Source organism: Streptomyces sp. NPDC059909, from assembly GCF_042730885.1.
In the GTDB taxonomy this organism is placed as follows: Bacteria; Actinomycetota; Actinomycetes; order Streptomycetales; family Streptomycetaceae; genus Streptomyces.
Map to the genome: position 1 here is coordinate 35,561 of NZ_JBHWKX010000034.1, position 23,308 is coordinate 58,868.

Annotated in this window: 20 protein-coding genes, 1 tRNA gene and 1 pseudogene; 4 read left to right on the forward strand and 18 right to left on the reverse strand. The window is 70.5% G+C overall.

Annotation, left to right across the window (positions count from 1 at the left end; translation table 11 throughout):
- Positions 1-76: 76 nt before the first annotated feature.
- The 3 genes from ACFV9O_RS22990 (at position 77) to ACFV9O_RS23000 (ending at position 1,458) form a co-directional block, all read left to right on the forward strand.
- The gene (locus ACFV9O_RS22990) at positions 77-556 is read left to right on the forward strand and encodes an Lrp/AsnC family transcriptional regulator (protein WP_385420707.1); all 480 of its coding nucleotides are present in this window, start codon (positions 77-79) and stop codon (positions 554-556) included.
- Between the two features lie 91 nt (positions 557-647).
- The gene (locus ACFV9O_RS22995; protein ID WP_385420709.1) at positions 648-1,223 is read left to right on the forward strand and encodes an ArsR/SmtB family transcription factor; all 576 of its coding nucleotides are present in this window, start codon (positions 648-650) and stop codon (positions 1,221-1,223) included.
- Positions 1,224-1,239: 16 nt separating this feature from the next.
- Positions 1,240-1,458, forward strand: a complete 219-nt coding sequence (locus ACFV9O_RS23000; protein WP_385420711.1) for a hypothetical protein — start codon at positions 1,240-1,242, stop codon at positions 1,456-1,458.
- Between the two features lie 27 nt (positions 1,459-1,485).
- Here the strand turns inward: ACFV9O_RS23000 and ACFV9O_RS23005 are convergent, their stop codons facing one another.
- The 6 genes from ACFV9O_RS23005 to ACFV9O_RS23030 all read right to left on the reverse strand — a co-directional run bounded on the left by ACFV9O_RS23005 (position 1,486) and on the right by ACFV9O_RS23030 (position 7,725).
- Positions 1,486-2,280 (reverse strand): S16 family serine protease, encoded by a 795-nt coding sequence (locus ACFV9O_RS23005; RefSeq protein ID WP_385420713.1) that lies wholly within the window; start codon positions 2,278-2,280, stop codon positions 1,486-1,488.
- A gap of 143 nt (positions 2,281-2,423) precedes the next feature.
- A complete protein-coding gene (locus tag ACFV9O_RS23010; protein WP_385420715.1) occupies positions 2,424-3,065 on the reverse strand; it encodes an IclR family transcriptional regulator in 642 nt (213 codons plus the stop codon).
- 578 nt (positions 3,066-3,643) lie between these two features.
- Positions 3,644-5,434: a DEAD/DEAH box helicase gene (locus tag ACFV9O_RS23015; protein ID WP_385420716.1), complete on the reverse strand. Its 1,791-nt coding sequence runs from the start codon at positions 5,432-5,434 to the stop codon at positions 3,644-3,646.
- Between the two features lie 120 nt (positions 5,435-5,554).
- The gene (locus ACFV9O_RS23020; RefSeq protein ID WP_385420718.1) at positions 5,555-5,977 is read right to left on the reverse strand and encodes a type II toxin-antitoxin system death-on-curing family toxin; all 423 of its coding nucleotides are present in this window, start codon (positions 5,975-5,977) and stop codon (positions 5,555-5,557) included.
- Positions 5,974-6,174 (reverse strand): hypothetical protein, encoded by a 201-nt coding sequence (locus ACFV9O_RS23025; RefSeq protein WP_385420720.1) that lies wholly within the window; start codon positions 6,172-6,174, stop codon positions 5,974-5,976. The genes ACFV9O_RS23020 and ACFV9O_RS23025 overlap by 4 nt, the downstream gene beginning before the upstream one ends.
- Positions 6,175-6,249: 75 nt before the next feature.
- Entirely contained in the window at positions 6,250-7,725 is a 1,476-nt protein-coding gene (locus ACFV9O_RS23030; protein ID WP_385420721.1) for an MFS transporter, read from the reverse strand.
- Positions 7,726-7,917: 192 nt separating this feature from the next.
- Between ACFV9O_RS23030 and ACFV9O_RS23035 the strand changes: the two genes are divergently transcribed.
- Positions 7,918-7,989, forward strand: a tRNA-Cys gene (locus ACFV9O_RS23035).
- A 336-nt stretch (positions 7,990-8,325) separates the two neighbouring features.
- Here the strand turns inward: ACFV9O_RS23035 and ACFV9O_RS23040 are convergent.
- From ACFV9O_RS23040 to ACFV9O_RS23095, 12 genes and pseudogenes are all read right to left on the reverse strand, one after another.
- A pseudogene (locus ACFV9O_RS23040) lies at positions 8,326-8,607 on the reverse strand (transposase); the annotation flags it as partial.
- Positions 8,608-8,645: 38 nt separating this feature from the next.
- Positions 8,646-9,536: a hypothetical protein gene (locus ACFV9O_RS23045; protein WP_385420723.1), complete on the reverse strand. Its 891-nt coding sequence runs from the start codon at positions 9,534-9,536 to the stop codon at positions 8,646-8,648.
- Between the two features lie 247 nt (positions 9,537-9,783).
- On the reverse strand, positions 9,784-10,437 hold the full coding sequence (locus ACFV9O_RS23050) for a hypothetical protein (RefSeq protein ID WP_385420725.1): 654 nt from the start codon (positions 10,435-10,437) through the stop codon (positions 9,784-9,786).
- Position 10,438: 1 nt separating this feature from the next.
- Complete coding sequence (locus ACFV9O_RS23055; protein WP_385420726.1) at positions 10,439-12,757, reverse strand: DUF6571 family protein; 2,319 nt, start codon at positions 12,755-12,757, stop codon at positions 10,439-10,441.
- Between the two features lie 13 nt (positions 12,758-12,770).
- Positions 12,771-13,139, reverse strand: coding sequence for a hypothetical protein (locus ACFV9O_RS23060; protein WP_385420728.1), 369 nt, complete (start codon positions 13,137-13,139; stop codon positions 12,771-12,773).
- 108 nt (positions 13,140-13,247) lie between these two features.
- On the reverse strand, positions 13,248-14,492 hold the full coding sequence (mycP, locus tag ACFV9O_RS23065; protein WP_385420729.1) for a type VII secretion-associated serine protease mycosin: 1,245 nt from the start codon (positions 14,490-14,492) through the stop codon (positions 13,248-13,250).
- Between the two features lie 68 nt (positions 14,493-14,560).
- Positions 14,561-16,048, reverse strand: coding sequence for a WXG100 family type VII secretion target (locus ACFV9O_RS23070; protein ID WP_385420731.1), 1,488 nt, complete (start codon positions 16,046-16,048; stop codon positions 14,561-14,563).
- Between the two features lie 98 nt (positions 16,049-16,146).
- Positions 16,147-16,668 carry a hypothetical protein gene (locus ACFV9O_RS23075; RefSeq protein ID WP_385420732.1) on the reverse strand — a complete coding sequence of 174 codons (522 nt, stop codon included), beginning with the start codon at positions 16,666-16,668 and terminating at the stop codon, positions 16,147-16,149.
- Between the two features lie 107 nt (positions 16,669-16,775).
- A complete protein-coding gene (locus ACFV9O_RS23080; RefSeq protein ID WP_385420733.1) occupies positions 16,776-19,106 on the reverse strand; it encodes a xanthine dehydrogenase family protein molybdopterin-binding subunit in 2,331 nt (776 codons plus the stop codon).
- Positions 19,103-20,503, reverse strand: coding sequence for a 2Fe-2S iron-sulfur cluster-binding protein (locus ACFV9O_RS23085; protein WP_385420735.1), 1,401 nt, complete (start codon positions 20,501-20,503; stop codon positions 19,103-19,105). The genes ACFV9O_RS23080 and ACFV9O_RS23085 overlap by 4 nt, the downstream gene beginning before the upstream one ends.
- Positions 20,500-21,378, reverse strand: a complete 879-nt coding sequence (locus ACFV9O_RS23090; protein WP_385420737.1) for an FAD binding domain-containing protein — start codon at positions 21,376-21,378, stop codon at positions 20,500-20,502. The genes ACFV9O_RS23085 and ACFV9O_RS23090 overlap by 4 nt, the downstream gene beginning before the upstream one ends.
- 285 nt (positions 21,379-21,663) lie before the next feature.
- Positions 21,664-23,307 (reverse strand): beta-N-acetylhexosaminidase, encoded by a 1,644-nt coding sequence (locus ACFV9O_RS23095; protein ID WP_385420738.1) that lies wholly within the window; start codon positions 23,305-23,307, stop codon positions 21,664-21,666.
- Position 23,308 lies beyond the last annotated feature (1 nt).

A 23,308-nucleotide genomic window follows, 5' to 3' on the forward strand; every position in this document is an offset into this window, starting at 1 on the left:
TCGCCTGGGCAACCTGCCCAGTTGGTGCCCGATTTGTGCGGGCGATCTGTACAGGATGACCACCAGGAGGGCCCTCGTGGCGATCGATCATCTGGACGGCCGGCTCATCGTGCTCCTCGCGCGCGAGCCGCGGATCGGCGTCCTGGAGGCGTCGCGCCGCCTCGGCGTGGCGCGCGGCACGGTCCAGGCGCGGCTCGACCGGCTGCAGTCGGCCGGCGTCATCCGGGGCTTCGGACCGGACGTCGACCCGGCGGCGCTCGGTTACCCGGTCACGGCGTTCGCGACCCTGGAGATCAAGCAGGGCCAGGGTGCGGACGTACGGGCCCACTTGGCCACGGTCCCCGAGGTGCTGGAGCTGCACACGACCACGGGACACGGCGACATGCTGTGCCGGCTCGTCGCCCGCTCGAACGCCGACCTGCAGCGGGTGATCGACCGGGTCGTCGGCTTCGAGGGGATCGTGCGGGCGTCGACGGCGATCGTGATGGAGAACCCCGTACCGCTGCGGATCATCCCGCTGGTGGAGCAGGCGGCGGAGGACGTGGGCGGGCGCTAGACGCAAAGAAGTCGATGCAAAGGAGCCCATGCAAAGAGATTGATGCAAAGAACTACTTGCAGAGACTCCTTTGCATCTCTACGCTCGAGCCATGCCCGAGCCCGAGATGTTCCCGACCCGCACCCTGGACCCGCGCTCGTTGCGGGGCCTCGCCCACCCGCTGCGCATGCAGCTGCTGGCGGCACTGCGTCACCACGGCCCGGCCACCGCTTCCCAGCTGGCCGAACGGCTCGGCGAGTCGAGCGGCGCCACGAGCTACCACCTGCGCCAGCTCGCCGCGCACGGCTTCGTGGAGGACGACCCGGAGCGCGGAAAGGGCAGAGAGCGGTGGTGGAAGGCCGCCCAGGAAGGCACGGCCTTCGACTCCGCGCTCTTCACCGACCCCGACCCGGAGACGCGCGGGGCCGCGAACGTCTTCCTGCACGAGATCGCCACGATGCACAACAGGGAGCTGTCGACCTGGCTGGCAACGATGGGCGACTGGTCCGAGGAGTGGCCGACGAACTCGGACATGAGCGACTTCACGCTCCGCCTCTCCCCCGGCCAGCTGGGGGAGCTGCGCGACAGGATCCACAAGCTCATCGCCGGCTATCGCCAGGCCGAGCCGGCGGAGGGCTCGGAGCAGGTACGGCTCCATCTGCACGCGTTCCCCCAGAAGACCGACTGAAGGGACCGATCAGGTCATGCACGCCGACATCCATCTGCACCTGCACGAACTGCGCGCCACTGAACTGCACCGGGATGCGGCCGACGCCGGCCGGCACCGTCGGGCCGTGGCAGGACCGCCCCGCCCGCCGCGCCGGGCGCTCCGTGCCCAACTGGGCTGGACAATGGTCGAACTCGGCCTGCGCATGGTGGCCGCGCATCCCGCGCGTACGACCCGTCCTGCCGCTGCGGCCTGAGAACCAACGCCGGGGCGGCTCAGGGCCTCAGCAGGTCGGGACCTTGGCGGCGTCGCGGTCCAGGGTGCGGAGCGCGTCCACCGCTTCCTTCAGTGTCGTGACGGGGATCAGCCGCACCGAGTCCGGGAGTTCGGCCTGGGCGTCCGCGCACTCGGCCTTGGGCACGAGGAAGACGGTCGCCCCGTCACGGGCCGCCGCCTGTGTCTTCAGGGACACCCCGCCGACCGCGCCGACCTTGCCGTCCGCGGTGATCGTCCCCGTACCGGCGATGTCACGGCCGCCGGTGAGGTCGCCGCCCGAGCCGTTGCCGTCGAGCTTGTCGACGATGCCGAGCGAGAAGAGCAGCCCGGCGCTGGGGCCGCCGACGTCGGCGAGGTGCAGGGTGACCTTCACGGTCTCCGGGTCCTCGTCGAGGTAGTCCAAGGCAGCCTGCACGGCACTGTCCTGGGACTTCTTCATCTCGGCGATGTTGTGCTTCTCGATCTCCTTGTCGGACTGACCGGACGGATAGACCGAGTCGTGCGGCAGCACGGCACGGTCCGTACGGAACCAGGCGTCGACCACATCGCCGAGATCCACGTCCACGGACGGCCCGGTCGCCACGATCGTCGTCATCCGCAGCGCCCCCTCCGTCTTCCGTGTGGGTGCCCCGGAGATCGTGATCACCGGCTTCCCCTGGTCCGACCCCAGCACGTTCGTGGTCTGCCCCGGCTGCGCCAGGGCGAACGGCAGCGGCGCGAGCCCGGCGACCACGAACAGTGCGACGACGGGGAGGGCGCACACGACGAGAGCCCAGGGGCGCGAGAGGCGAGAGAGGAGCACGGTGTCAATCTAGCGGTCCGCCCGGCGCGTCCCGCCGCCGAGGGCACCCGCAGCTCGCCTCACCCCACCACGCCTCACCGCAACCCGCCTCTCCCCAACTCGCCTCAGCACAGCTCAGCTCAGCCGCATGGGCGTCGACCGCGTCACCGCAGCGCGTCAGCCACCTCGCGGGCCGCGTCCACGACACGGGGGCCGACCCGCTCCGGTACGGAGTCGGCGAGCATGACGACGCCCACGCTGCCCTCTATGCCCGTCACGCCGATCAGCGGTGCGGCGGCACCGCTCGCGCCCGCCTCCAGCTCGCCGTGTGTGAGCGTGTACGAGGGCTCCGTCAGGCCGCCCTGGCGTGCGGCGAGGATCGCCTTGCCCGCGGCGCCGCGCTCCAGGGGGTGCCGGAAGCCGGCCCGGTAGGCCACGTGGTAGTCCGTCCACGTCGGCTCGACGACCGCGACCGCGAGCGCCTCCGCCCCGTCGACCAAGGTCAGATGGGCGGTGGCTCCGATGTCCTCGGCGAGCGAGCGCAGCGCGGGCAGGGCCGCCTCCCGCACCAGCGGGTGCACCTGGCGGCCGAGCCGCAGCACGCCGAGCCCCACGCGGGCGCGGCCGCCCAGGTCGCGGCGGACCAGGGCGTGCTGCTCCAGGGTGGCGAGCAACCGGTAGACGACGGTCCTGTTGACGCCGAGCCGGTTGGACAGCTCGGTGACGGTCAGGCCGTGGTCGGTGTCGGCGAGCAGCTTGAGGACGCGCAGTCCTCGGTCGAGCGTCTGGGAGGTTTCCGCGGTCACGACGCCCTCTCCTTCGGAGTCGGTAACGGCGGCGCTCTCGCGGGGTCTGCAGCGGCACCGGTCCATGGAGCGACCGCACGCACGGAGAGGCCGCCGGAGGCCCTGGCACACCGGCTGCGCTCCGCGGCGGCGCTGCCACGGGGCGTTGTCAATGCGGGGAATGTAGCGATCAGCTCCGCTCAGCGGAAGACCTCGTCCAGAATCCGGGCGTCGATGCGGCATTCATACTCCCGCGTGGGACCCAAGGGGGGACAACCCGGGCGTCGGCTCGACAAGAAGCAGATCGTCTGCAGGCGTTCGGGTCCTCGGATCTCGCGACTTCGGGCACGGCGAAATGCATCCCGGACGCGCATACCCACGCCTGCCGGTCATTGACACACACGCACGCCGGGTCATGGCAGGCAGGCGCGGCGCGTCATGAGCTGGCAGGCGCGGCGCGTCATGAGCGGGCGCACGCGAGCGCCCCGGATCACAAGCGGACGCAGGCAAGCGCCCCAGGTCACGAGCGGGCGCGAGCGAGCGCCCCAGGTCACGAGGGGACGCAGGCAAGCGCCGAGGTCACGAGCGGACGGCGGACGTCACCGCATCCGCGTGGCCCACTCCTGCACCTTCTTGATCCGCTCCCGGATCTGCCCGGCCGTCGCCTCCGCGCTCGGCGGTCCTCCGCACACCCGTCGCAGCTCGGTGTGGATCACGCCGTGCGGCTTGCCGCTCTGGTGGACGTACGCGCCCACCATCGTGTTCAGCTGCTTCCGCAGCTCCAGCAGCTCCTTGTGCGAGACCACCGGTCGCCGCTCCGCCGGCAGCTCCAGCAGATCCGCCTCCGCGTCCGGCTTCTTCCGGCTGTGCGCGATCTGCCGTGCCTGCCGCTTCTGGAGCAGCAACTGCACCTGGTCCGGCTCGAGGAGACCCGGGATGCCGAGGTAGTCCTGCTCCTCCTCGCTGCCCGGGTGGGCCTGCATGCCGAACTCGGCGCCGTTGTACATCACCCGGTCGAAGACCGCGTCGGACTCCAGCGCCTCGAAGGGCAGCATGTCCTGTTCGCCGGTGTCCTCGTCCTGCTGCTTGTTGGCCTCGTCCATCTCCTTCTCGGACTCGGCGTAGGGGTCCTCCTCCCCCTCCTTCTTCGGCCGGTCGAGCACGTGGTCGCGTTCGACCTCCATCTCGTTGGCGAAGCCGAGCAGCATGGGGATGGTGGGCAGGAAGACGGACGCGGTCTCGCCGCGCCGCCTCGACCGTACGAAACGGCCGACGGCCTGCGCGAAGAACAGCGGCGTCGAGATCGTCGTCGCGTACACCCCCACCGAGAGACGGGGCACGTCGACGCCTTCGGACACCATCCGGACGGCGACCATCCACCGGTCGTCGTTGTCGCTGAACTCGTCGATCCGCTTCGACGCGCCCGCGTCGTCGGACAGGACGATGGTCGCCTTCGTGCCCGTGATCTCGCGGATGAGCTTGGCGTACGCCCGCGCCGAGTCCTGATCGGAGGCGATGACGAGGCCGCCCGCGTCCGGGATCGACTTCCGCACCTCGGTCAGCCGCTGGTCGGCGGCGCGCAGGACGTTCGGCATCCACTCACCGCGCGGGTCCAGGGCCGTGCGCCAGGCCTGCGAGACGGCGTCCTTGGTCATCGGTTCGCCGAGCCGCGCGGCGATCTCGTCGCCGGCCTTGGTGCGCCAGCGCATGTTGCCGCTGTAGCTCAGGAAGATGACCGGCCGGACGACGCCGTCGGCGAGCGCGTTCCCGTAGCCGTACGTGTAGTCCGCTGCCGAGCGCCGGATCCCGTCGTTGCCCTCCTCGTACGTGACGAAGGGGATGGGATTCGTGTCCGACCGGAAGGGCGTACCGGTGAGCGCGAGGCGCCGCGTCGCCGGCTCGAACGCCTCCAGGCACGCCTCGCCCCACGACTTGGAGTCGCCGGCGTGGTGGATCTCGTCGAGGATGACGAGGGTCTTGCGCTGCTCGCTGCGGTTGCGGTGCAGCATCGGGCGCACCCCGACACCGGCGTACGTCACGGCGACGCCGTCGTACTCCTTGCTCAGCGGGCCCGCGCTGTACTCCGGGTCCAGCTTGATGCCTATCCGCGCGGCCGCGGCGGCCCACTGCTTCTTCAGGTGCTCGGTCGGCGCGACGACGGTGATCTGCTGCACGACATGGTGGTGCAGCAGCCAGGACGCGAGGGTGAGCGCGAAGGTCGTCTTACCGGCGCCGGGGGTCGCCACCGCGAGGAAGTCGCGAGGCTGCTCCTGGATGTACCGCTCCATCGCGCCCTGCTGCCAGGCACGCAGCTTTCCGGCCGTGCCCCAGGGGGCGCGGCCGGGGAAGGCGGGTGAGAGGTGATGGGAGTGCGAGGCGGTGGTAGTCACGGTCTCCGGTTGCGGGGCTCGGGTACTCGGGATGTCCGTACGACAACCGGGCCACCCTACCGGTGCGACTGCCGCGCACCGGGCCGAACGAGGCCGTGACGCGCGAAGGTGCGGCAAGCGTCACAGGGTGCGCAGGACATTCGCGACGGCGGCGATGGTGACGCTCCCGCCGGTCCCGCCGGTCCGGTGGATCTCGTCGATCGCGCCGCTCGCGACGGCGACGACCAGGTCGTAGGCACGGTCCTGGTCGACGTCGGCGAGATCGACCCCGTTGACGGCGAGGAACGTGGCGGCGGCGAGCCACGCGGTGCGCTTGTTGCCGTCGACGAACGGGTGGTTCGTGGCGATGGCGTGCAGCAGCGCGGCGGCCTGCTCGTACACGTCCTGGTACGCCTCGACACCGAACACCCGGGCGCGCGGCCGGTGCACGGCGGACTCCAGCGACCCGGGTGCGCGCAGCTCGGGCTGCCGACCACCGAAGGCCCAGCGCGCGATGTCCGTCACTTCGGAGAGGGTGAGGTGGCGGGTGATCTCCCGGCTCATTCGCCCAGCCTCCTCAGGAGCGGTGCGTGGCGCAGGGCCAGGCGCATCGCCTCATGGCGGAGCAGGGTCGACTGGAGGTCCATGTAGCGGCGGACGGCCTCCTGCGCCACCTCTTCCGCCGACCGCCCCTCCGCGTCGGCCCGGTCCGCGAGGGCGGCCCACTCGGCCTCGGGCAGGCTGATCGTCAGCTCTTTCATGTACGGAGAGTAGCGGTGGGCAGGCCAGGCACCCACGTGATTTACGAGCCCGCGTGAATCAGGGTGCGGCGTGAATCAGGGTGCGGCGGGTGACGTCAGCCGCGTCGCGACCCACGCACCGACCAGTGCCACCGCCGCCATCGGCAGGAAGACGACGGCGAAGGCAGCCGGGTGGGAGCCTCCGGCACCGGCGGTCGCGGCGGTGTGGGCTCCCACGGCGCCACCCCCGAGGGCGGCGAACGCCGCGCCGCCCCCCGCCAGCAGCAGGACGTTCGACAGCGCGTCGGAGATCTGCAGGGCCGCGGAGTTCGCGCCCGCCTCCTCCGGTGCCGAGAGCTGGAGCAGCAGCACGCTCGACGAGGCGATCACCAGCCCCATCCCGAAGCAGCCCCAGCCCCAGGCGACCCCCACGACCCACACCGGCACGGACTCGATCAGCACGCTCGGCGCGGCCGCGATCGCCGTGGCTACGAGGACCATGCCGCCGACCATGAGGCGCTCGCGGTACGGCTCCACACGCGGCCGGGACTGTACGTACGACCCCAGCGCCCAGGTCGCCCCGCCCACCGCGAGCGACAGCCCGGCGAGCGTCGGCGACAGCCCGCGCTGGGTGACGAGCATCAGCGGTACGAAGGACTCCGCGGCGATGAAGGACCCTGCGGCCACGCCGCGCAGCAGCACGACCGACGGCAGCCCGCGCACGGCCCGGTACGTACCACGCGGCAGCAGCCCCAGCACGGCCGGCACGAGCAGCGCCGCGCCCGCAGCGGCCGGCACCAGCGACAGCCACCGCAGGTTCTGGCCCGCGTACTGGAGCAGCCCGGCCCCCAGCGAGATCGCGAGTGCGAGCCGGGTGCGGTGCGCGTCGAAGCGCGGGGCGGGCGCGGTCGGGTCGACGGGCCCGGACGCCATGCGCCGGATCGCGGGCAGCGCGAGCGCCAGCGGTACGACGACCAGGGCGGGGATGCCGATGAACACCCAGCGCCAGCCGAGCTGTTCGGTGACCGTCCCGGAGATGAGCGGCCCGATCACGGACGGGACCACCCAGCTCGCGGCGAACGCGGCCATGATCGTGGGCCGCAGCCGCTCCGGGTAGGCGCGCCCGACGACGACGTACAGCGCGACGATCACCAGCCCGCCGCCGAGCCCCTGGACGGCCCGGCCGCCGATGAACTGCCACATCGTCGACGCCGTCCCGGCGAGCAGCAGCCCGGCGGCGAACGACGAGATCCCGGCGGCCAGCGCCCCCAGCGGCCCCCGTCGGTCGGCCCACTGCCCGGCCACCACCATCCCGAAGAGGCTGGTCGTGAAGTACGCGGAGAACGCGAACGCGTACAGCTCCACCCCGCGCAGCTCACGCGCGGCCACCGGCATGGCCGTCCCGACGGCGGTGGCCTCGAACGCGATCAGCAGAACGACGGACACGATGCCGAGGCTGAGGGCGCGGTGCTCGCGACCGAGGACGCCGCCGGGGGCTCTGCCGGCGGTGACGTCGGCATCCGTTCCGGCGTTGGTGTCGGCGTGGGCGCCGTGCTGTTCGAGGGCGGTCATGAGCCCCAGAGTAAGTGGCACGCGCACTGAACGCCCCTGTCGTGGGACGGGACCGTGCTCATCCCTTGGCCCTACGACCACGGCCGGACCATGAACCACTGTGAACGGCGCATGGCAGTCGTATGGCAGCGCGCGCCGGATCCTTGAGCCCCGCCGCCACCCGCTCCTACGGTCGATGCGTACGACAGACACGGCCGTGTGCCCGAGTGGCTCAGGGAATCGCCTGCAAAGCGATTTACGCCGGTTCGATTCCGGTCACGGCCTCTGCGGTTCCGTCCTCCTGAGGCGGCCGCCCCATGGTGATGGGGCGGCCGCTTCGGTGTCCGAGCGTGCTGGTCAGCCATGTGGTGACGCGTAGGGGTCTGCTGGGTCATGCTTGGCACGGTCGCCTGTCTCCTGATCGCCTCGGGAACGCCGGTGGCCGATGCCGGAACGGTGTGGCGGTCAGGACTGTGACGGTGCCTGTCGCGAAGGGCCTATCGGGACACGCCCACCGCTCCGGCGGCAGCACGCACCGCCTCAGACAGCGGTCGGCAGATCAAACGCAAGGCACCAGGGCCAGTCGTATCGCGGGCCAGACCACCGCCCGAGGCCGCGCTTCTCCGGGATGGTGCAGCGGATACCACGCTTGCGCAGGTGGGCGCGGTTCGCGCAGTAGCCGTACGCCTTGTCAGCACGGACCTTGTCCGGCCGGGTGCGCGGGCGGCCTGGCCCAAGCCTGGGCACCCGGATACGCCCCAGGACCACCTCGAACTGCGGGGATTCGCCGCGATGTCCGGCCGTGATGACCAGTGACATCGGTTTCTGGGCCTGCTCGACCGCCAGGTGGAGCTTGGTGGTCAGCCCGCCCCGGGAGCGTCCGAGCCCGTGGTCCTCGGGCTCGGTGAAGACACCACCCGGCGGCTCGATCTGCAGATCCCCTACACAGGCACGGTGCGCAGCGCCGCCCTGGCGGTTGCCGCGCCCCGTACGGCGGCCTGAGCCCCCGTGGCCGGCGGCCGCGATGTCGCCGCGGCCTCTTCGGCTCGGGCTCGGCGGCACTCGGCGCAGGCATCCTCGTCCGCCACCGGCCGGAAGAGGCGCGGCTGGGTGTGCGAGCCGACGCATTCCCGCATCAGGGCGACGCGGGGCGGCTCCGGTGGTGCGAGAGGCGCCTCGACCGGTGGCACGTCGCGGAGGAGGTAGCGCACCAGCCCGCCAGGCCGATGGATGGTGTCCCGAGCGGCAGGCAGACCGCGCGCGATCGCGGCGCGTACGCCGTCGACGGTGTGTCCCAGGTGCAACCACTGCGCGGCGAGGGCGGCGAGTTCGGTCAGCATGCCGCGCGGCACGCGCAGCCGCGGATCCAGATCCCGCAGCTGCTCGACGAGTTGGCGGGCGCCGTCGTCTGGAGGGTTGGAGGTGTTCTCCTGGAAGTCTTCTTCTGGATGGCGGCCGACGGACGGGCCCGTCGGCTCACCGGCGGCCCGTTTCGCGGGGGCCGGTGCCTCTGCCCTCAGATGCGCGACGTCCTCGGCCGTCAGCACGACATTGGAGACCAGCTGCCGGGTCTGCCAGAGCCCGCCGGGCCCCTGCTCCTTCCACTCGTGGAAGTACCCCTCGTCCTTCAACTGCTGCTTCGCCCGCTGGAAGGCCCTCGGCTTGATCCCGGCGCGCTCGGCGGTCGTCGACAGCGATTCGTGCCGGTCGGCGGGGAGCGACAGTTGCCAGGTCAGGAGCCTCACCGCGTCCGAGTTGAGCCGCGGGTGCCGGATGAGGTCGTTCGGTACCTGCGAGTAGAAACGGGCAGGCGGGATAACATGACGAAGCATTCCGGGTGCTCCTTCGCTTAAGCACTCGTGGTGAAGGCCCTCGCCGCTGGTTGCCGCCAGCGCGGGGGCCGCTTTGCGCTCACCGTACAGCCAACACCCGTATACACAGGGTCACTTCACTCGAACGTGCGACCTCACGGCGTCCGCCGTACCGCGCCCGCTTGCCCGCACCGGGGATGGCGTGGCGGGCGCTGGCGGTCTCTGCGGAGTCGCCGCCGCAGACGCGGCTGTCCCGCAGTAGCGCTTTCTACTGAGCAGGCGTCGGGGTCGGCACGCCGCTCACCAGTTTGGTGTCGTTCTGGCAGCCCAGATCGGCGGCGACCTTGCGGGCGGCCGCGTTGGCCACCGTTATCTGGTGCACCCGGATGCTCTTCTCCGAGGCCTCGTTTTCGTCAGCCCGTTCCAGCTCTGCGTCGATCAAGATTTCGTGGGCGGGCGCCTTCATGCGACATTTGAAGTAGACCGACGCGTAGTAGTCGGACGACGAAGCCTGCTCACCGGTGGCGAAGAAGGTGGCAACCTTCTCATCATCAGCGCTCCTTCCCGGGAGAGCCAGCGCCTCACGGAATGTCAGCATGAAGACACCCTTCCCGTCCTTTGCTGACCTCGGCCAGCAGAAGGGGATACCCTTCATACGCGTCTTTCCACTCTGCGGCTCGAGGGCAGCTGCACGGAGGTCCTTGAGCAACCTGTCCGGCTCGGCAAGGGTGTCCTCCAAATTCCCCTCACCGGCAATCGCCTTGAACGCAGTAGAGGCAGGCGCGTTCTTCGCGATGGCACCGCAGATCTCTTCCGCCGACTTGCCCTTCGCCGCATCGTCGACGCCGGAGGAGCACCCCGCTGACGCCGCCAGAACGACGACAGCCGCGGGCACCATGAGCATTCTCAACGTGGATCGCATGTCACTTCTTCGGTTCGTACGGGTCGGGTAGTGAATTGTCTCGGGCATGCATGCGCGCGCTCCTGACATAGTCGACGAGATTCTCGTCAAGATAGTTACGTTCGCTTTGGCTCCAACCGGGAGCGTTGGCGTAGGCCAGTCCCGGCCTCAAGGCGTTGTTCTTGCCATCGTTCAGCGCCTCTTGCTTGAGCTCATCCGACTCTTTCTTGAGAAGTTCATCCTTCTCGTACTTCTCTGCGATGTCGTCGGCCTCCATTCCGAGATAGGTCACGACGGCACCGCCCACGGTCTCCGTTGCCAGCGGTACAAGTGCGCCACCGGCACCGCCTGTAAGCGCCGCGACGCCGCCTGCGGCGACCGCGCCCACGCCGAACTTGACCCACTCCGTGGTCCTGCCGACCGCCTTCTTGTGTTCCTCGGAGTCCATCGCATAATCGGTGTCGATCTGCGCCATGCGCGACTGGTCCATGATGCCCTGCGCTTCTCCGCCGATCCGCAGGGTGGTCCTGGCATCGGTGAGGTCCTTCTCACCGAATGGCGAACCGGGCTTCGGACCAACCTCGTCCAGGACACTGGTCGTGTACAACATCTGGGCCGCGGACAACGTGCCGTGGCCGGTCTCGCTCTGCGAGACGATGCCCATGAAGTTGACCGCGCCGCCCCGGTTCCACAGCAGCTCGGTGTCGAACTTGTCGCCGAACCTCGACGTGCCATCTTTGTTGTTGTACCCGAAGGGGGAGTTCGCCTTCTCCTCCATGATGGTGTCGCTGTCCTGCTCCAGGGAGCGGTCGAGCTCGTCGATGTACGCGGCGCCCATCTTGCCCAGGCTGTCGTCGATGCCCGGCTGTTCATGCATGTACTTCGGGTCGCTGCCGTAGTGCTCGACGACCTTCTGCATGACCTCGGCGTTCTCGACCGTACGCACGTCCTTCAGGCCCTCGGTCGGCGCGTCGTACGGATGACCCGTGGTCGCCGACTCGAGCGCGTGCCCCAGCGCGTCATAGCCGGGTTCCTTGGACATCTTGCCCTTGTCGTTCAACTCCTCCGGCCAGTCGCGGTCCTTGGAGAAGTAGTCGAAAAGGCTCTTCTTGTCGTCCTTGCCGTTGTCCGGCGTGAGGTCGAGCTCGCCGTTGAAGAATTCGGTCGACGCCTTCGGGTTGTGGCCGAGCGCCTCCATGTAGCCGACCATCGGGTCCTGCCCCAGACCGCCACCCAGCCAGTTGAGGTGATTCTGCATTCCTCCCGGCTGGAGCCAGGCCCGGCTCGCCGGCAGTGAGCCGCCGTACGTCAACTTCGCCTCGGTCTCGACGAGCGCGTTCCCGTAGTTGCGCAGGAACTTGTCGTCGTAGTCCCCGACACGCATGAGGTTGCTCATGACCTGGAAGCCGTACGGCGATGTTCCGCGCGTCTGGATCGGCTCGCTGCCCGCCTTGATGACATCGGCCTTCCACTGCTCCATCTCGGGGCTCGTGGAGTGCGTCGCGGTGGCAAGTGTCAGGCTCCAGTTCTTCTGGAGTTCCTTGAGCTTGTCCCGGTGGTCGATCCCAAGGCGCGAACCATCGCTCGGGTCGCCCATGTCCGCCCAGTACTCCATCGACCCCTTCGGGCCGACTTCAAGGGCGAACCGCTCGGCGAAGTACGGATCGTCCGCGTTGTCCTTGAAGATCTTGTTGAGCTTGTCGATCTCCTCCGGGGTCGCGTCGTCGCCCTTCTTGTAGAGATCGCGAGCGGTCTTCGCGTCTTCCGCGTCCTGTGCCTTCGATGCCTGCTTCAGCGAGTCGAAGCTGGTTCCGGGGAAGTTGTGCTCGTCCTTACCGACGATCATGCGCAGGGCCCGGGCGGCGACGTCATCCGCGTCGTTCGCCTTGTCGACGGCCCTCTTGATCGCGGACCGCATGGCGTCGAAGTCCGCCTCCTGCGGCTTGGGCCCGTCGTAATCCTTGCTCCGACGGTCCGGGTGGATCAGATAGCCGACCACACCGTCCGGACCGATCCTGATTCCCTTGCCGGGAGCCCCATCGACGAGCTTCGCCAGCTCGCTCTTCGCGGCCTGGAATTCGGTGTGGGCGTCCCGCAAGATGTTCCGAATACCCGTCGCTTCCCTGAGCGCATCACCGAACTCCTTGGCCGTCTTCTTGACGAACTCCTGAGTCACACCGGCGTTCTCGCCCGCCCAGTCGGCCTTCTCGGCCTTGCTGCGCAGACCGTTCTGCGCCTTCTCCTCCGCCTTCTCCAGCTTCGTAACCGTCTCCGACCAGCTCGTGACGGCTTCCTTCAGGCTGCCGAGGCGGGCGTGGAGCACCTGCTCGAACTTCAGCATCTACGCCCTCTCCTCAGTTGAAATGCTGGCTGATCTTGGACATGGAGAAGTTGGTGACGAGCTCCTCCTCGTGATTCGTGTGCGTGACGATCGTGTCCTCGAGGTGGTTGTGGATGTGCGCGCAGGCGCTCAGCAGCGTCTCGCATTGCGTGCGCCAGGCATCCCAGATCGTCCACAGCGCCGGTCCGGTCTGGAACCCGTCTGCGTCGAGGCTGTTGGCGGCCGTGTCGGTCTGCGCACCGGCGTGGAAGGCGTCGGCCTCGAACCAGTGGAAGAGCTCCTGCGCCTCGTTGCCGATGGCCCGCAGATCAGGGGACGTGACCTTGTAGTCCGCGGCCCCTCCGCCACCGCCGGGCCCTCCGTCGGCCTGGTTCAGCCTCATGCCGACATTCGCTGTGGCGGTGCTGCGGGCTGACGCCCACTCTTCGTCGAACGACATGGATTCCCCGTTGCAGAGCGGTGTGTTGGCGTGGCTGCTGATCGGTTCGGCTCAGCGCGACTGGCCTGGGCCGGTCGGGCCGTACGGCGGGTACTGAGGCGGATACGGGCCCGGGGCTCCGGCGGGGGTGGCCGCGCGGCGGCGGGCGCGGATGGCCGGGACGGCGATGGCGGTGCCGACGAGCGCGGCGGCGGCGACGCCGAGGCCGATCCAGAGGCCAGTGTTGCTGTCGCTGTCGTTGGAAGCGGGTGCGGCAGCGGCCGGCTTCTCGGCACCGGAGCCTGCGGCCTGTGTAGGAGCGGACGAGGGCGTCTTCGACTCCGCGGCGAGATCGGGAAGCGGGTAGACGTCGGCGGGACCGGGGTCGCCCGGAGTCTTCAGCGCGCGCAGGGGGCGGATGGCGCCGTAACCGATGTAGTCGTTGCGCTTCTCGCCGGAGGTGGGGCCGCTGATGGTGTTGAGCATGACCTTCAGCACCTGGTTGTTGGTCCAGTCGGGGTGCTTGGACCAGATGAGGGCGGCTGCGGCGGAGGCGAGGGCGGTGGCGTCGCTCGTGCCGTGGGACTCACACAGTCCGGTTCCTCCACCGCAGGCGTGGACCATCTGCTCACCGGGAGCCACCATGTCCACCTGGGGGCCGTACTGGGACTCCATGGTCCGTGTCAGCTTCTTATCGATGGCGCCGACGCCAACAACACCTGGTGTGGCACCTGGATACTCGACCAGGTTTCCCTTGTCTGCGCTGTTACCCACTGAGGCGAAGACCAAGGATCCTTTGTCCGAGGCGTACTTCACAGCATCAGTGAGCTGTCGCGAGCCTTCCGTCACGCCCAAGGAGATGTTGATGACCTTGGCGCCGGAGTCGGCTGCATAACGAATCGCGGGCGGAGCAACCCGGTTGAACTCAAGGTTCCCGGCCTTCTGGCTGTGAGCCTGTACGTCCACGCCCGGCAGCCTGATGGGAAGGACCTTCGCCCCGGGCGCGAGGCCGACCGCGCCGTCCCCTCCACTGCCGTTCCCTGTCCCGGCGATAAGCCCGGCCACACCGGTGCCATGCCCCATGTAATCCGTGTGCTCATCGCCCGGCTTGTCAGGCGCAAAGTCCTTGCCGTCAAGAATTTGCCCTAGGAGATCCGGGTTGTTCTTGTCCACACCAGTGTCGATCACAGCGACGGTGACGCCCTTGCCCGTACTGACGTTCCAGATCTTTTCGGCACCCATGATGTCCAGATGCCACTGCCTGGAGCGGATCGTCTCCGCATACGCCGGAATGGATGCGATGCCCACCAGCAGCATCCCCAGAGCTGCCGAAGCGACTGCCCGACCACGATCCCTGCTGGTACGCATCTATGTCCTCGTAAAACTCAGTCGATGACGGGCGGCGCGACTCGACGGCTGCCCTGCTGCCACGTCTCCTCGTCTTCGACGAGGTAGTCCGGGCGTTCTCCATAGCCGTCCTCACGGCGCGAATCCGTACCGCGAGTATCCGCAGGCCTGGCACCGCCACGCCCCATCGGTCCAGCTCCACCTCGGGAGGCGCCACCTGGCGCCACACCACGCACCAGGCCGGACCCGCCCGGCGTGAACGGCCGGGCGCTCACCGCGCCGACCTGCTGGGGGCGACCACCGACAATGCCACCGGTCTCCATCGCGAGACGACGTCCTCCGCTGACGCCGCTCTGGCCGGCCCCCATACTGCCGCCACCAATACCGCCACCAATACCGCCACCATGCCCCATCGGTCCACGGCCCGTGCCGCCCTCGGCGCCGATCACGGTGCCGCGCGGGATGCCTGCTACCGGCCGACCGGTACTTGGCGGAACCGGACGGCCGCCCGTGATCCCGCCGTCGCGAGGCATTGTTCCCAGCGGACCACCGACACCAAGGCCACTGCGACCGCTGGGCAGCAGCGGAGAACGCGGGCCGACTGACGTACCGCGGCCTACGGGGGGTCCACCCGTCGTCGGGCGGGCGACTCCAGGGGTGATGCCAACCGGAGGTACCAGCCCGCTGTCCGGCTTGGCGACAGGAGGCTGAGAGGCCGACGACACCTGCGGGGTCGTCGTCGGCGGGGGCAAGGTGCCAACGCTGTCGATGCCTAGGCCCACGGGCTGCTCGGGGTGCACCACCCCGCCCGCATTGCTCCTGCCGACCTCCGCCGTCGACCCGCTGTCCTGGGAACGGGTGGCACCCCCTCCGGAACCGCCGACAGTTCCGCTATCGCTAGTGGCTGAGGGCTGGATGTACCCAGAGTCGCCACGGGCGTCCATGCCTTCCGGCACAAACGCACCCGGCGGCGGCGGCAAAACCGGCACCTCCACACGTTCCATCTGGGTCTTGGACTGCTGGTAAGCCTGCGACAGCTTCACCATCTCGTCCACCGCGGCCTGACGGTTCGCCTCCTCCTTCAACGCGATGGCCTTCGCATCCTCGGACGTCGCCATGGATGCCCGGGCGTTCTGTGCCACACGCCCCGCATCCGGGTCGTTGTGGTACTGGTGAGCGGCCTCCAGGTTCTCCTTGGCCTGCGCATGGGAGGCGTAGCGCGGGATGGCGCTCTGGGCGACGGCGATCGCCTCGGACGCCTGGCTCATCCATTTCGACGCGTTCTCGCTGTAGTCCGCGAGGCGGTACGTCGCGCTGGCCAGGCCCGCGCCCCAGTCCTTGAACTCCTGGAACGCCTCGCCCTTCCACTCCACCCGTTCCGGGCGGAACTGGAGTTGCTGCGCGATGTCGCGCAGTTCGCCGGCGGCCATCGACAGCTTGTCCGCGGCGGACTGGACGTAGAAACTGCTGGCCTCGTCCACCCACGCCAGCATCTGCTCGTGAGACATTCCGCTGAAGTCGGTCACGCCCCGCACCCGTCGCCGTCGTCGTGTTGCATCTGCTGCCTCTTCTATCCCCGTGGCCCCCGTAGGCCCTGGAATCGTCAGTCAAACCGCTCGAGCCGCTACTGGAGATTGCCGTCGCCACCGGCGGTCTCGCTGGGCTGGGGCTGCGGCTGCTGCTCCCCCGTCTCCTTCGCCCGGCGCTCCTGCTCGGCCTGCCGTTCGGCCGCGACCTTGGCTTCGCTCGTGCGCTCGTTGATGGCGATCATCTTCCGGCGGATGTCGTCGTCCACCGTCTCGATGCCGTCCTTGGAGGCGACGACCGCAATTCCCATGCCCGCCAGACAGTCCGCGAGCAGCCCCGACAGCTTCTTCAGCTCCGCAATCACGGTTCCGTACGCGGTGAAGAGGCCTGACGCCTCGACCCAGGCCGCGCCGCCGCCGCCGAACTGGGCGCGGGCCACAGGATCCGACGCGACGTTCCCGGCCCCGGCCGGGGACTCGGTGAGCTTGGTGATGAGGTCGTCGACGCGGACCTTGAAGTCCCGCATGGACTCGGGGTCGTAAAGCGCTGAAGCCATCGTGGGGTTGACCGCCCTCAGCGAACGTTCCGCGCCCGACATCGCATCCCAGTCAGTCGCCATGCGAAACGACCCCTCCCCGTCCAACACACAAAGCTTCGGTGATCACTGTAGTCACCATCAGTGACATCGCGCACCTCGGCATTGCATGTGCAACGCGGATCACACGGCTACGAGTTGGGCACCGCGACCGCCGCCTGCGGCCTGATCGGGAGGCGGTTGACCGGGCGGCCCGTGGCCGCGCGGACCGCTGAGGCGACGGCCGCCGGGGAGGTGACGACCGGGACCGCGCTGGCGGCCTTCGCGCCGAAGGGGGCCACCACGTCGCGTTCCTCGACGAGTTTGACGATGCGGATGTCCGGGGCGTCGAGGGAGGTCGGGAGGGCGTAGCCCGTGAGGTCGGGGTGGCGGACGAGGCCGCGGGCGGTGCGGAGGTTTTCGGTGAGGGCCGTGCCGACACCCTGGGTGATGCCCGCCTCGATGCGGGCGGACAGCTGGGCCGGGTTGAGGACGCGGCCGACGTCCTGGGCGACGGCGATCTCGACGACACGGACGGAGCCGAGTTCGATGTCGACGTCGACGACCGCGCGGATGGCGCAGAAGGCGAGGCCGACGAAGGCGTCACCCTGGCCGTGGTCGTCGAGGGGTTCGGTGGGGTGGGGGCGGCACTGGGCCGTGGCCCAGAGTTCCTTGCCGTCCATGGCCTCGGTGACGGTCGTCGAGAGGACGCCGTCGTACGACGTGATCTTGCCGTCGGTGATCTGGAGCAGCTCGGTGGACATGCCGAACTTGTGGGCCAGGGGCTGCAGAAGCTGCGTACGGACCATCTTGGCCGCGCGTTCGACGGCGCCGCCCGAGACCCAGGTGTGGCGGCCGTGCGTGGCCGGGCCCGCCGGGGGCTGGTCGGTGTCGACGGAGGCGACGTGGACCTCGTCGATGCCGAGCGTCTCCTGGACGATCTGGCGGGCGAGGGTGGAGAAGCCCTGGCCGGTTTCCACGGCCGCGCAGATGACGGTCGCGACGCCGTCCTGGACCTTGACCGTCGCCGTCGAGACCTCGTCCGCGCCCTCGGCGCCGAGCATGTGGACCATGCCGAGTGCGTAGCCGACGCCGCGGCGCACGGCGCCCGGTTCGCCCGCGCCCTCGGGGCCGCCGGGGAGGAGCCAGGCCTCTTCCGGGGCGTCCATGGGGAGCGGGGGGAGCGGGAAGTCGCGTACGGCCTGCAGCAGTTCGGCGACGGGCGCCGGGCAGGTGACCGTCTGGCCGGTGGGGAGAATGTCGCCGGTCGCGAGGACGTTGCGGAGGCGGACCTCGGTGGGGTCCAGGCCCAGCTTCGCGGCCAGCTTGTCCATCTGGGCCTCGTACGCGGCGCACACCTGCATCGCGCCCTCGCCGCGCACATGGCCGGAGGGCGGGTTGTTGGTGCGTACGGCCCAGCCCTCGATGAAGGCGTGCGGCACGACGTACGGGCCGCAGGCGAAGGCCACGGCGGCGGCGAGCGACTCCGACGAGGCGTCGGCGTAGGCGCCCGCGTCGAGCAGGATCTGGGCCTCGACCTTCACGAGCTTGCCCTCGGCGTCCGCGTGGTGGCGGTAGCGCAGCAGGGTGGGGTGGCGGTGGGCGTGGCCGAGGAAGGACTCCTCGCGGGTGGCCGTGAGCTTGACCGGGCAGCCGGTCTTCAGGGCCAGCAGGCCGAGTGGGATCTGGAAGCCCGGGTCCTCGCGGTCACCGGTCGCGCCCGGAACGCCCGTGACGACGACCTTCACCTGCTCCGGCGACAGCCCGAAGCAGGCCGCCGCCAGGTCGCGGTCCGTGTGGGGGTCGGTGGACGCGGTGTAGATCTCGACGCCGCCGTCGGGGCGCGGCACGGCGAGGCCGGCCTCCGCACCGATGGGGGCGGGGTCCTGGCGGCCGATCCGGTACAGGCCCTCGACGATCGTCTCCCCGGTCACCTCGGGGTCGCCGAAGCTGAGCGGGATGTGGCGGATCAGGTTGCCGTCGGGGTGGAGAGGGTCGGCGGCGAAGGCCTTCTCGGGGTCGGTGACGGGTTCGAGGACCTCGTACTCGACCGTGATCGCCGCGGCGGCGAGGCGGGCCGTGTCGGGATGGTCGGCCGCGACGGCGGCGATCGCCTCGCCGTGGTGGCGGACGGTCTCGGACGCGAAGACGGGCCGGTCCGCGATACGCCGGCCGTACGCCGAGTCGCCGGGGACGTCGGCGTGCGTGATGACCGCTCGTACGCCCGGCATCTCGGTCGCGCCGGAGGTGTCGATCGCGGTGATACGGGCATAGGGGTGCGGGGAGCGCAGGATCGCGGCCCACAGCAGGCCCTCGGCCCACAGGTCGGAGGCGTACGGGAACGTGCCCTCGGTCTTGGCGCGTGCGTCGGCCTGCGGGAGCGAGGCACCGAGGCCGTGGGCGGGCGGCTCCTGGTGGGGGTCGTCGACCCCCTGGGGCGTCGCGGTGGCCGCGGTGGGCGCAGTGGCCGCGTCGTTGCTCACGCCATGCCTCCGTCGTGCGGGTGGGGCTGCACACTACCGGCCCCGGGGGGCGCCTGGTGCGGGATGCGCGCGGCTTCGTCGGCGGGCTGGCCGGGCTCGGTGGTGGCGGCCGCGGCGGCACTCGCCTCGCGCTCCGCGACGACCTCGCGCACGGCGTCGAGCACACCGCGGTAGCCCGAGCAGCGGCAGAGGTTGCCGCACAGCGCCTGGCGGGTCTGCAGCTCCGTGGGGGCGTGGTTGCCCTCCAGCAGGTCATGGACGGTCATGGCCATGCCGGGAATGCAGAAGCCGCACTGGACGGCACCGCACTTGGCGAGGGCCCGCTGGACGTCGGACGGTTCGCCGTCGACGGCGAGGCCCTCGACCGTACGGACCTCGGAGCCCGCCGCCGTGGCCGCGGGAACGAGACAGGACGCGACCAGCCGGCCGTCGACCTGGACGTTGCACGCGCCGCACTCGCCCTGCGAGCAGCCGTCCTTAGCGCCCGCGAGACCGAGGCGCTCGCGCAGCACGTAGAGCAGGGATTCGCCGACCCAGGCGTCCGTCACGGGGCGGTCGGCGCCGTTCACGCTCAGGACGTACGAGGTGTGGGGGTGCTCGTCGCTGCCGAGGGTGCTGGTGGCCGGGGCCTCCGCCGAGGCCTCTGGCCGGGCGGCTGCCTGGCCCTCTGCCGGTGCGCCATCGGACGGCCGCTCCGAACGCTGCTCGGGCTCCGGAGCCGGCGTCGGCTCGGGCTGCGGTTCCGCTTCCGGGGCCGCAGCCATGGGTACGGAGGCCCCGGGCTCGGCGGCGGCCGCGGCCGCCTCGGCCGGCTCCTGCGGCGTCGTCGCCCAGGGCGCGGGCGCCCCGCCCGGCAGCGTCGCCGGGTACGACGCCGACGTCGCGGGGTCCTCGGCCACGGGGTCCGTCCCGGTCGCCCAGGGTGCGGCCGCGCCGCCCGGCAGCGTGGCCGGAGGAGCACCGCCACCCCACTGGGACGCCAGCACCGACGTCGTGAACTCGCCCGACTCGTCCGGAAGGTCCCCCTGCGCCACGGGGATCGTCCACTGGCCGGTGAGCTCGGCCGGCCCGTCGGCGACCGGCTCGGTCTGCGCCTCCGGGAAGGTCCACTGGCCCGTCGCGTGCGGGTCCTGCTGCTGCGCGGCGGGCTCGCCCTGCGGCGGCACCATCCATGCGCCCGTCGCCGCCGGGTCCGTGCCGGGCGCGGGGGTCAGCGGCGTGATCTGCGGCGGCACGTAGCCGTGCCCGGGCGCCGCGAGAGGCGCGTCCAACAGGCCCTCGGGCGGCAGCTGGACGAAGGCCGTCGCGTCGGAGTCGTACTCACCCTGCGGGGTGGGCTGCCAGCCACCGCCCTCCCGCTGCTGCGGCTGCTGCGAGGCGTTCTCGTCCGTGCTCACGACAGCGCCCTCCCCAGTCCTCGTCGGGCCAGCGCGGCGACCGTGCGCCGCAGGTGCAGGATCGCGGGCGGCATCTGTTCGTCGCCCTGCGGGTCCGGGATACAGGCCGCGGCCACGTACTCGCCGAAGGCGGTCAGCGCCTCGGGCTGCAGCCCCCGCTCGCCGTCCCAGTCGATGAGGGACGCGATCCAGCGCTCGGCCTCCAGCGGACGCAGCGGCATCGGCGCGATCGCGCCGACCGCGCAGCGCACCCCGCGCCGCGCCGGGTCGAGGACGACGGCGACGGACGCCGATGCGCGGCCGGGGCCGGTGCGGCCTGTGGCCTTGACGAACACCTGCGGGGCGTGCAGCAGCGGTACGCGGACGAAGCCGATCAGCTCGGCCGGGCCGAGCATCTCCCGGCCCGCCAGCAGATGGGAGACCGGGATCTCGCGGTGGGCGCCGCCCGGGCCCGCGATGACCAGGTCCGCCTCCAGGGCGGCGAGCACGGGCAGGGTGTCGCCGGTCGGGGCGGCGGTGGCGATGTTGCCGCCGAGCGTGCCCGCGTTGCGGATCTGCGGCGGGCCGGCGGCGCGCGCGGAGGCGGCGAGCGCGGGGATGAGCGCGGCGAAGTCGGGCCGGCCCATCCGGGCGTGGGTGAGGCCGGCGCCGAGCAGCGCGTGGCCGTCCTGGTACTGCCAGCCGCGGATCTCGTTGATGCGGCCGAGACCGACGAGGCCCGCGGGCCGCAGCCGGCCCTTGTTGACGGCCGCCATCAGATCCGTACCGCCTGCGACCGGCACGGCGGCGGGCATGGCGGTGAGCGCCGCCACGGCCTCGTCGAGCGAGGCCGGCAGCGTCACGGACTGCGCCGCCTGCGGTGCGTGCGTGGTCAACCCAGCTGCCCCTTCCCGGTGTCCCGGCTGTCCGCCTGTGTTGCCGTACCGTACGTGCTCACAGCCCGGACGTGGCAACTCTGGCACATCTTCCGAGCGGTCCGACGCGAGGGTCCGCGAAGGGCGCATCCGTCCAGGAAATCCCGAAGACGGCTGTTCGTCCGGTTTGGTACAGCATCGCCGTACCAGGTGGATTGCCACTCATCGGCGTTCCTTGTACGACTTTTCCGTGCGGCCCCCACGGTCCCAGGGACCGCCGCGCGGGACACCATCTTGTGGCCTGGCTCACACGATTGGGGGCGCCCCCTCGATCGGGCGTCCGATCACACCCGGGCGCTTCTGCCACGGCAACGGGCCACCGGGCGGCCGGTAGTCGACGCCGAGCGCGTCAAGGCGCTTGTAGTGGGCCACCATTCGCCGCTCGAAGTCCGCGAGATCACGGTCGGCGGGGGCGGGGAGGGCGGACCAGGCGACCTCGGCGAAGGCGGAAAGGCGCGGAAAGACCTGGTAGTCGACGCGGGAGCGGTCCTGCATGACCTCGGTCCAGACGTTGGCCTGGGTACCGAGGACGTGGGCGGCCTCCGCGGTGCCGGCCAGCTCCGGCGGGACGGGCTCGAAGCGGTAGACGTCCTCCAGGGTGCGTACGTACCCGATGGGCATCGGCTCGTCGTCGCCCGACGCCTGCCGGTGGTCGAGATAGACCTGCTGCTCGGGGCACATGACGACGTCGTGGCCCGCGCGGGCGGCGGCGATCCCGCCGGCGTACCCGCGCCAGGACGAGACCGCGGCGCCGGGCGCGAGGCCCCCTTCGAGGATCTCGTCCCAGCCGATGAGGCGGCGGCCGCGGGCGGTCAGCCAGCTGTCGAAGTGCCGGATGAACCAGGACTGCAGCTCGTCCTCGTCGGCGAGGCCGAGCTCCTTGATGCGGGCCTGGGCGGCCGGGGACGCCTTCCACTGGCCCTTGGGGCACTCGTCGCCGCCGATGTGGACGAACGGCGAGGTCGCGGCCGGGAAGAGGTCGAGGATCTCCTCGAAGACCCCTTCGTAGAAGCGGAGGGTGGCGTCGGTGGGAGCGAGTACGTTCGGGCTGACACCCCAGTTGTCCCAGACAGCAAGGGCGGTCGTGTCGACGACGTCGGTGTTGCCCAGTTCCGGGTACGCGGCGATGGCGGACTGCGAGTGGCCCGGGATGTCGATCTCCGGGACGACGGAGATGTGCCGCTCGGCGGCGTACGCGACGATTTCGCGGATGTCGTCCTGTGTGTAGTAGCCCCCGTGCGGCTTCTCGTCCCAGAGGTCGGACGCCCGGTGCCCCCATCTCGTGCGCGACCGCCAGGCGCCGACCTCGGTGAGGCGCGGATGGCGCTTGATCTCGATGCGCCAGCCCTGGTCGTCGGTGAGATGGAAGTGGAAGACGTTGAGCTTGTGGGCGGCGAGGAGGTCGAGGTAGCGCAGGACGTCGTCCTTGGGGAGGAAGTGGCGGGAGACGTCGAGCATGAGGCCGCGCCAGTGGAAGCGGGGCGAGTCCTCGATGACCTGGTCCGGGATGCCCACGGTCGCCTTGCGGGCCACGGGTGCCCGGCGGAAGGCGTCGGCGCCCAGCAGCTGACGCAGCGTCTGAGCACCCCAGAAGACGCCCGCCGCGTCACCTCCGGCGATCTCGATGCCCACGGCCGAGGTCACCGTGAGCCGGTACGCCTCGGGCCGCAGGGTGTCGTCGACCCGCAGGGTGACGGTGTTGCTCCGCATCCCGTCGGGCGCGGGCCGCAGTGGCAGTCCGACGGCGGCGCCGACGGTGGCGCGCAGCCAGCGCTCCGTGGTCTCCGTGCCCGGCCCGGCACTGATGGCGGTGCGTTCGTCCATCACGAACCCGCAGCGGTACGGGCCGTCGATGCGCGTGGGCGCCGGGATCAGTTCCGCATGGGTCATT